Below are 8,303 nucleotides of genomic sequence, written 5' to 3'. Positions count from 1 at the left end.
CAAGTGCACGCTGTTGAGTTCTCAAGGATCGGATGCTCCCACGACCCAGTCATCACAACCAGGCCCGCAGGGCAACTTCTCAATCTTACCTGAGCCACACAGCATGTCAAAACGACACGCCGCAAGACCCAAATTCGAGTAGTTGTTCGAAGCTCAGAAAGCTTCAGGACAACTTCTCTATCTTACCCCGTGGCATCCGTTTGTCAAATCAGCGATCCGAGTGAAACTCGGTTGCGATCTGCGGAACCACAGAGCATCCCGACCCAGACTCTCACCGAGGTGAGCTTCTGTGTTGGGAGGTGGTCCGCTACTTGAGGGGAGCTGAGCCGAGGCCCTGTCTCAACCCTGTGGGGCGAACAAGTAATAACTTACGCGGGATCCAGAGGTCGGGCAAATCATGGCAGTCCCCCGGGCGTGTCCGAGTCGACACAGGAACACTTCTCCCCAGGTCACGAGACTTTTCCGTTCAGAGCCGCACGCTGAGGCGTACGCTCGTGCCATGGATTCCCTCCCAACCAGCGCGGATACAGAGGATTCCTTTCGGAGGCCCGTCGCTCTCCCTTCTCTTCTTGCTACCGGAGATCTGGCATGGGCCAGTGTCGCGTCGGTTCTGCTCGCCGCTGGCATCAGTCATCCTTCGGAGCTCGACCCCGATCGCATCGCGATGGCGTACCGCAGCGACCGGCTGTTCCGCATTGACGGTGAGCAGCCATCCGTGTGGTCGCCGTTTTCCGGTTTCTGGCAGACGAAAGACGGCTGGGTACGTACCCATGGCAACTATCCGCATCATGCGCGCGCCCTCTGCCGCGGTCTTGAGGTGCCGGAGAGTGCGAGTGCCGATGACCTACGAGCGACATTCGCTGCGGCATCCGTTCGAGAATCCGTCGAACGCATCACCCACGCAGGAGGCCTGGCCGTCGCTGTCGCCCGCGAGAATCCGGAGTACGACGCGGCGCTGCGATCGCGACCCCTCGTCGAGATTTGGCGCATCGGCGACGAGGCGCCAAGTCCCAGGACGCTGACAAGACCAAGGACACCGACAAGATCCACGGCGTCAACGCGAACTCCCGATGCGGCAGCTCAGCCAGCACCACTGGATGGCATCCGCGTTCTCGACCTCACGCGGATCATTGCCGGCCCGGTCTGCACCCGCACTCTCGCTTTACTCGGCGCCGACGTGCTGCGAATCGATCCGCCCCACATCCCGGAGCCGGAATGGCAGCACCTCGATACCGGCCACGGCAAGCGGACGACTCTTCTCGACGCACGCTCCGAACAGATGACGGCACTGCTGAATGAGGCGGATGTCATCGTGCTCGGTTATCGCCCCGTCGCGCTTGAGCGTCTTGGCCTCTCCCCCGACCAGCTCGCGGAACGACACCCTGGACTGGTCATCGCTCAGTTGAGCGCGTGGGGCGTCGATCACCCAGACCGCGCCGGCTTCGACAGTCTCGTTCAAGCCGAATCCGGAATCGCGCTCATCGAATCGCCCGACGGCACGCGACCCGGCGCACTACCTGCGCAGGCGCTCGACCACAGCGCCGGTTATCTGCTCGCCGCGGCCGTCTGCACAGCGCTCGACCGGCGCGCCCGCGAAGGAGGAACGTGGCACATCGCCACTTCGTTGCGCCGCGTCGCCGCTGAATTGCTCGGGATGCCGCGTCGAGATGCTCCGCAACCGGAACGGGAGATCGACCCGGCCCTGCACAGCCAACGTTTCAGCGTCGATGGCCACTCGCTCATCACTGCCGCACCCGTGCTGCCCGGGTTCAGTTTTTCGGCGCCCCAGGCGTGGGGCCGCGACGACCCACGGTGGTGAGGATCACGCACAGGGCGAGAGTGAGCATCGCCCAGATCCCGCAGGCCTGCGGCAGCACGCGATAGGCGAGATGCTGGATCGTGAACTCCTCCGTGAAGGGTCCGAACACGAAGTAACCGATCACCCAAGATGCGATGAGGATGACGGGGAGCGAGATCCACCACGACACGCGCACCCAGGTCGGAAGCACGTACACCCAGGCGCCGCGCGGCTCATTGCGACGCAGCCAGAGCAGTGCCCAGATACCGATGATCAACAGACCCGCGACGCTCGAGCCGTACTGCAGCCACTTGAATCCCTGCAATGGCCCCCACGGATCTGCCAGCGCGGGCAAGAGCTGCAGACCGAGACGTCCTTCGTGCGTGAACTCGTCCCAGAGAATGTGCGAAACGACGCCCAGCAGCAGCGAAACCACCAGCAATGGGACGTGCGACCAACGACGCCCGATTCCCAGGGCCTCGTTCATCGCATCCGCGGGTGTCAGCCCCCAATCGGACGGGAGCCGGCGTACCAACCATCCCGGCGACAGCTCGGAAGCGGCCGGCCGCAGGACGATCCGCCAGAGCAGGAACAGGCCAAACGCGATCACCATCGTCCAGAGGATGTTCGCGTAGGTGTGCGTGAACGAGTACGTCACTCCGAAGCCGCGCAGAAAGAGCGGCAGATCCGGCGTCATCGCTCCGATCGCGATGGCGGCGGGAACCAACGGAGTGCGCAGGAACGGCAGCGCCACCACGGCATGGCTCGGTGTGAACGGCACGAATTCAGCCCAGGAAGACGCCCGCGAGAGTCTTCTTGCCTCGACGCAGCACCGATACACCACCCGGCAGGCTTGCGTGCACAACGGCAGCGTCATCTTCAACGCGTGCTCCGTCAAGCGAGACACCGCCCTGGGCGATCGCGCGTCGTGCCTCGGAAAGGCTCGCGACGAGTCCGGTCGCGACGAGCGCGTCGACGACCGTGGTTCCGGCCGAGATTGTCGCGTTGGGCAGCTCTTCAAGCGCTGAACGCAGAGTCGCAGCATCCAGCGCAGCCAAATCGCCCTGGCCGAATAGTGCCTCGGATGCCGCGATCACGGCTGCCGTGGCGTCAATTCCGTGCACGGTGGCGACGACCTCGAGGGCAAGGCGCTTCTGCGCAGCACGACGGAACGGCTCCGACTCAACGAGTGCCGCGTACTCTTCGATCTCGGCTCTCGTGAGGAAAGTGAAGATCTTCAGACGCTCGATGACGTCGGCATCAGCTGTGCTGAGCCAGAACTGGTACATCCGGTACGGGCTGCACATCTCGGCATCCAGCCAGATCGCGTTGCCCTCACTCTTGCCGAACTTGGTGCCATCGCCGTTGGTGATCAACGGGGTGCCGATCGCGTGCGCCGACTCCCCCTCGACGCGACGAATGAGGTCAGTGCCGCTGGTGAGGTTGCCCCACTGATCGGACCCACCTGTCTGCAGCACGCAACCGTACTGCCGGTAGAGCTCGAGGAAGTCCATACCCTGCAGGATCTGGTAGCTGAACTCGGTGTAGCTGATGCCGGCATCCGAATTGAGGCGCGCGGCGACGGCATCCTTCTTGAGCATGGTTCCGACGCGGTAGTGCTTGCCGATCTCGCGAAGGAAGTCGATCGCCGACATCGGCGCCGTCCAGTCAAGGTTGTTCACGATCCGGGCGGCGTTCTCGCCTTCGAAGCTGAGGTAGCGCTCGACCTGCGTCCGCAGGCGCCCGACCCATTCCGCGACGGTCTCCGGTGTATTCAACGTGCGCTCGGCCGTCGGCCGGGGGTCACCGATGAGACCGGTAGAGCCTCCGACGAGGCCGAGTGGCTTGTGTCCGGCGAGCTGCAGACGACGAAGAAGAAGAAGCTGCACGAGGTTGCCCAGGTGCAGGCTCGGTGCCGTCGGGTCGAATCCGCAGTAATACGTGATCGGGTCCCCGCCGAGAAGGGCGCGCAGCGCCTCCTGGTCAGTGGACACGTGGACGAGGCCACGCCACACGATCTCGTCCCACACGTTTTCGAACGTGGGATCGATCGCCGGGGCGGCAGTCGTCAGAGAAGAATTCGACACGCGCTCCAGGCTATCAGCGCGGATCCTCCTCCAACTCACGGATGTACCCGGCGAACCCGGGCACGGGAATGGTTACTCTGCCATGCCCCTCTGAGCGGATCAGGCCTTTTGCGATCAGGCGAGCGCGTACTGAGGAGAGGCTGCGGGAGGATACATCCAACACCTCAGCCAGGTCGGCCCGGTCGACGGTCTCTTCCTTCTCCTGCAACCAGGCGACCACGACGAGAAAGCGTCGCTGATTCGGTGTGGTGTTTGCCCAGCGCGCGGCGAAGAGGTTTCGGAGGTCGCGGTCGACACTCGCACGTGCCGTCTTCACATTGCGCTTGGTGATCGTGCCACCGGCATCCGGTCGTCCTGCCGCGACCCACGCGGCGTCGCCATAGAGCTGCACCGCGTAGGGATATCCGGCGGCGAGCTCGGCAGCCCGCTCGAGCGCATCCGACTCCCATGTGACTTTCAATTCCGCCGCGGGGTCGCGCAGTGCGGCCACCTGCGCGCCGACAGACAGCATCTCCAACGGGCGATACGCGAAGCGTTCGCTGAAGGTGACGGCGTCAGCGATCTGCTCCGGAGCATTAGGAAGACCTGCGGCATATACCGCCGCTGGAATATCCGGATGCTCTGCCTGCAAGTGCTGCCAGGCATAGGCGAGAGTCCGGATTCCTTCGGCATCGGCCGACTGCACCTCGTCGATGAACAGCACGAGGGCCTTCACGCGCTTGCGGTCCTCCGCAGTCGCGCGGATCAGCTTCTCGAGCGCGCGTGCGCCGACGGTCTCGGTAGTGGTCGCGGCCTTTGCCTTGGCGCTGACGGAGGCGACACCCGGTACGCCGATCGTCACCGTCAGCTCGTCGAGGTGTTCACGGATCGCGGATGCTGCCACTTGCGGCCATGAGCTGGTGGCTTCGCGAATGCCGTCGATGATCTGTGCGACCAGTCCGCCCTGTTCTCCGGCCGTGACCCAGATGCAGAGCGCTTCACGTTCTTCTGCGAGACGTTGATATGCCCGCAGCAGAGATGTCTTACCGATGCCTCGTTCGCCGAACGCGACGTGAACCCGACCGATCAGCCTCTGGAGGTCGATCATGAGCGAGAGCCGCTCGGTGAATTCCTCGATCAGCTCACCGCGCCCTGGTACAGCGCGTGCGATCTCTCCTGGGGTGTATGGACTCGGCTGCATCGGTGCTCCAGAGGAAGGATACTTCGGGATACTTCGACCCAAGTATCTCAAAGTATCTGTCGAACGGCAATGGCGCTAGGGTGGCGAGCATGATCGCCTGGACAGATGGAATCTGGACCACCCCGCCCGCCTCGAGCACGGACAATGGCACGCACCTGGAGGTTACAGCCATCGAGGGCAGCGACGCCTGGCGACACACAGCATACGGATTCGTGCATGAGAACGCCCATGCTCTGCTCTCTCCCCTGGCGGTCGGAGACGCGATGGAAGTCTCGTTCCGCGCCCCGTGGGATGGCCAGTTCGATCAGGCCGGTGTCTTCGTCCAGATCGACGATGAGCACTGGATGAAGGCAGGACTGGAGTTCGCCGACGGGCATCTGGGACTCGGCGCAGTCGTCACCGACATCCGCTCGGATTGGTCCGTCGGGTTCGTCGACGAATGGCGCGACGCGGAGATCACCGTGCGGGTGAGCAGGTGGAAGGATGCGCTCATCGTGCGTGCCCGCGCGGATGCCGGCGAGTGGCGGCTCGTGCGCGTGGCCCCGTTCGCCGGTGATGCCGCGGCATCCGCAGGTCCGTTCCTCGCAGCCCCCGCACGTGCAGGCCTCGTCGTGCGTTTCACCCGTTGGGAGCGGAGCTCCGCAGACTCCGCGCTGCACTAAGGACTGCGCACTGAATTAGGAGACCGCGCTGCACTAAGTGCGGTCAGTCGGTCACAGCCCCAGGGCGTGCACAGCAGACTGGGCGCGAGCGATGAGTTCCGCCCGCTGCTCGGCGACGCGGATGGGTGCTGTGCCACCGGCACCGGTGCGGGACGCCACCGAACCTTCGATGCTCAGCACCTCGCGCACCTCGGGCGTGAGGTGCGGCGAGACCTCGGCGAGCAGCTCATCCGAGGCATCCTCCAGACCGATCCCGCGCAGTTCGCAGGCCTTGACCAGGGCGCCGGAGATCTCATGCGCATCGCGGAACGGGACGCGGCGCTTGACGAGCCATTCGGCCACATCCGTCGCGAGAGAGAAGCCCTGCGGGGCGAGCTCTGCCATGCGCGCGGTGTCGAAAGTGAGCGTCGCGACCATGCCGGCGAACGCGGGCAACACGACCTCGAGGGTGTTCACCGAGTCGAAGACCGGCTCCTTGTCCTCCTGCAGATCACGGTTGTACGCGATCGGCAGTCCCTTCAGCGTGGCCATGAGACCAGACAGGTTTCCGATCAGACGACCAGACTTGCCACGAGCCAGCTCAGCGATATCGGGGTTCTTCTTCTGCGGCATGATGCTCGACCCGGTCGAGTAGCTGTCGTGCAGTGTGACGAATCCGAACTCGCGCGTGTTCCAGAGGATGATCTCCTCAGCGAAGCGCGACAGGTCAACACCGATCATCGCCGTGATGAACGCGAACTCCGCCACCACATCACGCGCCGAGGTGCCGTCGAGCGAGTTCTCCGCCGGGCGGTCAAGCCCGAGTTCGCGAGCGACCAGCTCAGGGTCAAGGCCCAACGTTGAGCCAGCGAGCGCTCCCCCGCCGTAGGGCGAGACTCCGGCGCGCACGCGCCAGTCGACGAGGCGTTCAAGTTCGCGCACGAGCGGCCAGGCATGTGCCTGCAGATGGTGCGCGAGCAGCACGGGCTGCGCGTGCTGAAGGTGGGTGCGACCGGGGAGGATCGCACCGGGGTGCGCCTCAGCCTGCGCTACAAGAGCATCGATGACGCGCAGGATGTCGCGGGCGATGACCTTGGCGTGATCGATCAGATACATCCGTACGAGCGTCGCGATCTGATCGTTGCGGCTGCGGCCGGCACGAAGGCGACCACCAAGTTCAGGTCCGAGTTCGACGATCAGCGCCTGCTCGAGGGCGCCGTGCACATCCTCGTCCGAGGGTGCCGGGCGCAGTGTGCCGTCGGCTACCTTTCGTGCGACGGCATCCAGGCCCGCGTGCATCCGCTGCTCTTCGTCTGCCTCAAGGTAACCGGCTGCGGCAAGCGCCTTAGCGTGTGCGTGCGAGCCGGCGATGTCGTAGGGCGCGAGGATCCAGTCGAAGTGCGTGGAGCGGCTGAGCTCCACCAACTCGGGCGACGGCCCACTTGCGAATCGTGCACCCCAGAGTGCGCCCTCGTTCGTGCCGTCGTTCTTCGCCTCGCTCATGGTTCCAGCCTAGCGGCGCACCGGGCTGGGCCCGACGGCTCTGGTCGCTCTCTCGAGCAACCACTCCAGCGGACCACGGCCGATCAGCAGCGCCCACGCCGTGCATCCCAGAATCGTTCCGAGCGTGAGCGGCCAGAACGGCTCGAGCGCCACGAACCCGAAGAAGTCGCTCGTGTCACCCAGCGTCGCCAGCGCCACCACTGCCCAGACGAGCAGTTGAACCGTATAGGCGGTCAGCGGCATAGCCCCGGTCGCGCGCAGCGGCAAAGTGACCGCCTTCACCACACGCAGGCGACACAGCAGAAGGCACCCGCCGATCACCGCGATGACGAAGCCGCCCGAGCCGATGACCTCGAACAAGCCGGAGGAGTGTGGATCGGCCGTCCACACCGCTGACCAGTACGTGTCGTCCTGCGGCGCCGGCAGGGCCGCCAGTGTGTAGCCAACCGCTGCCAGTGCCGCTCCCCCGAACAGCATCCGCACCTGCACGACGAGTCGCATCACTCCCGCTCGCGCGACACCGAGGCCCGCAAGCACGAACGCGATCCATACCGTGAACGGGTAGTGCCACCCCAGCATGGCGTCGACTTCGCCGTCGATCGGCAGCCCAGCAAGCACCGGCTGCACGAACGACATCACGATGCCCGACCCCGCTGCGATCCACAGCAGCGTGCGCGCGGATAGGCCGGTGAACGGCAGCGCGATCAGGAACAGGATCGCGTAGGCGGGCAGGATCACGTACACCGGCACACCGGTGAGGATCAGCAGCACGCCGAGCACCCAGAGCATGAGCGCGCGCAACACAAGCTTCCAGCGTGCGACAGTCATCGTTTTGGTGGGCAGCGGCGTGCGCCCACCGGTCACCAATCCGATGGAGACACCAGCGAGAGTCGCGAACAGGATCGACGACCGACCGTCGACGACCGCCATCCAGGTGGAGGGATCGGTCCAGACGAATCCATCGGCGATCAGCAACAGGTGGGCTGCGAACATCCCGACGACGGCAAGACCGCGCGCCAGATCGATGCCCGCGATGCGAGCAGGACCGTTCAGACGACGCCAGTGCTTTGCTGGCCATCCCGCTCGCATCGTTG

At 64.8% G+C, this 8,303-nt stretch carries 7 protein-coding genes; 2 read left to right on the top strand and 5 right to left on the bottom strand.

Annotation, left to right across the window (positions count from 1 at the left end; translation table 11 throughout):
• Positions 1–499 precede the first annotated feature (499 nt).
• Positions 500–1,819 (top strand): CoA transferase, encoded by a 1,320-nt coding sequence (locus tag AC1C2O_RS19105; protein ID WP_495432163.1) that lies wholly within the window; start codon positions 500–502, stop codon positions 1,817–1,819.
• Here AC1C2O_RS19105 and AC1C2O_RS19100 read toward each other — a convergent pair.
• From AC1C2O_RS19100 to AC1C2O_RS19090, 3 genes are read right to left on the bottom strand one after another with little or no spacing between them, the layout of a single operon-like run.
• Positions 1,770–2,579, bottom strand: a complete 810-nt coding sequence (locus tag AC1C2O_RS19100; protein ID WP_495432162.1) for a DUF4184 family protein — start codon at positions 2,577–2,579, stop codon at positions 1,770–1,772. The genes AC1C2O_RS19105 and AC1C2O_RS19100 overlap by 50 nt on opposite strands.
• Before the next feature lie 4 nt (positions 2,580–2,583).
• Entirely contained in the window at positions 2,584–3,885 is a 1,302-nt protein-coding gene (gene tyrS / locus AC1C2O_RS19095) for a tyrosine--tRNA ligase (RefSeq protein ID WP_495432161.1), read from the bottom strand.
• Positions 3,886–3,898: 13 nt separating this feature from the next.
• A complete protein-coding gene (locus AC1C2O_RS19090) occupies positions 3,899–5,065 on the bottom strand; it encodes an ATP-binding protein (protein WP_495432160.1) in 1,167 nt (388 codons plus the stop codon).
• Positions 5,066–5,154: 89 nt separating this feature from the next.
• Here AC1C2O_RS19090 and AC1C2O_RS19085 point away from each other — a divergent pair, with 89 nt between their 5' ends.
• Positions 5,155–5,727, top strand: coding sequence for a DUF1349 domain-containing protein (locus AC1C2O_RS19085; RefSeq protein WP_495432159.1), 573 nt, complete (start codon positions 5,155–5,157; stop codon positions 5,725–5,727).
• Between the two features lie 51 nt (positions 5,728–5,778).
• Here the strand turns inward: AC1C2O_RS19085 and argH are convergent, their stop codons facing one another.
• Positions 5,779–7,209 (bottom strand): argininosuccinate lyase, encoded by a 1,431-nt coding sequence (argH, locus tag AC1C2O_RS19080; protein ID WP_495432158.1) that lies wholly within the window; start codon positions 7,207–7,209, stop codon positions 5,779–5,781.
• 9 nt (positions 7,210–7,218) lie between these two features.
• Positions 7,219–8,298 carry a heparan-alpha-glucosaminide N-acetyltransferase domain-containing protein gene (locus tag AC1C2O_RS19075; protein WP_495432156.1) on the bottom strand — a complete coding sequence of 360 codons (1,080 nt, stop codon included), beginning with the start codon at positions 8,296–8,298 and terminating at the stop codon, positions 7,219–7,221.
• Between the last annotated feature and the right edge of the window lie 5 nt (positions 8,299–8,303).

It is taken from the genome of Microbacterium sp. Y355 (assembly GCF_059445345.1).
This window is presented reverse-complemented; position numbering and strand designations above follow the sequence as displayed.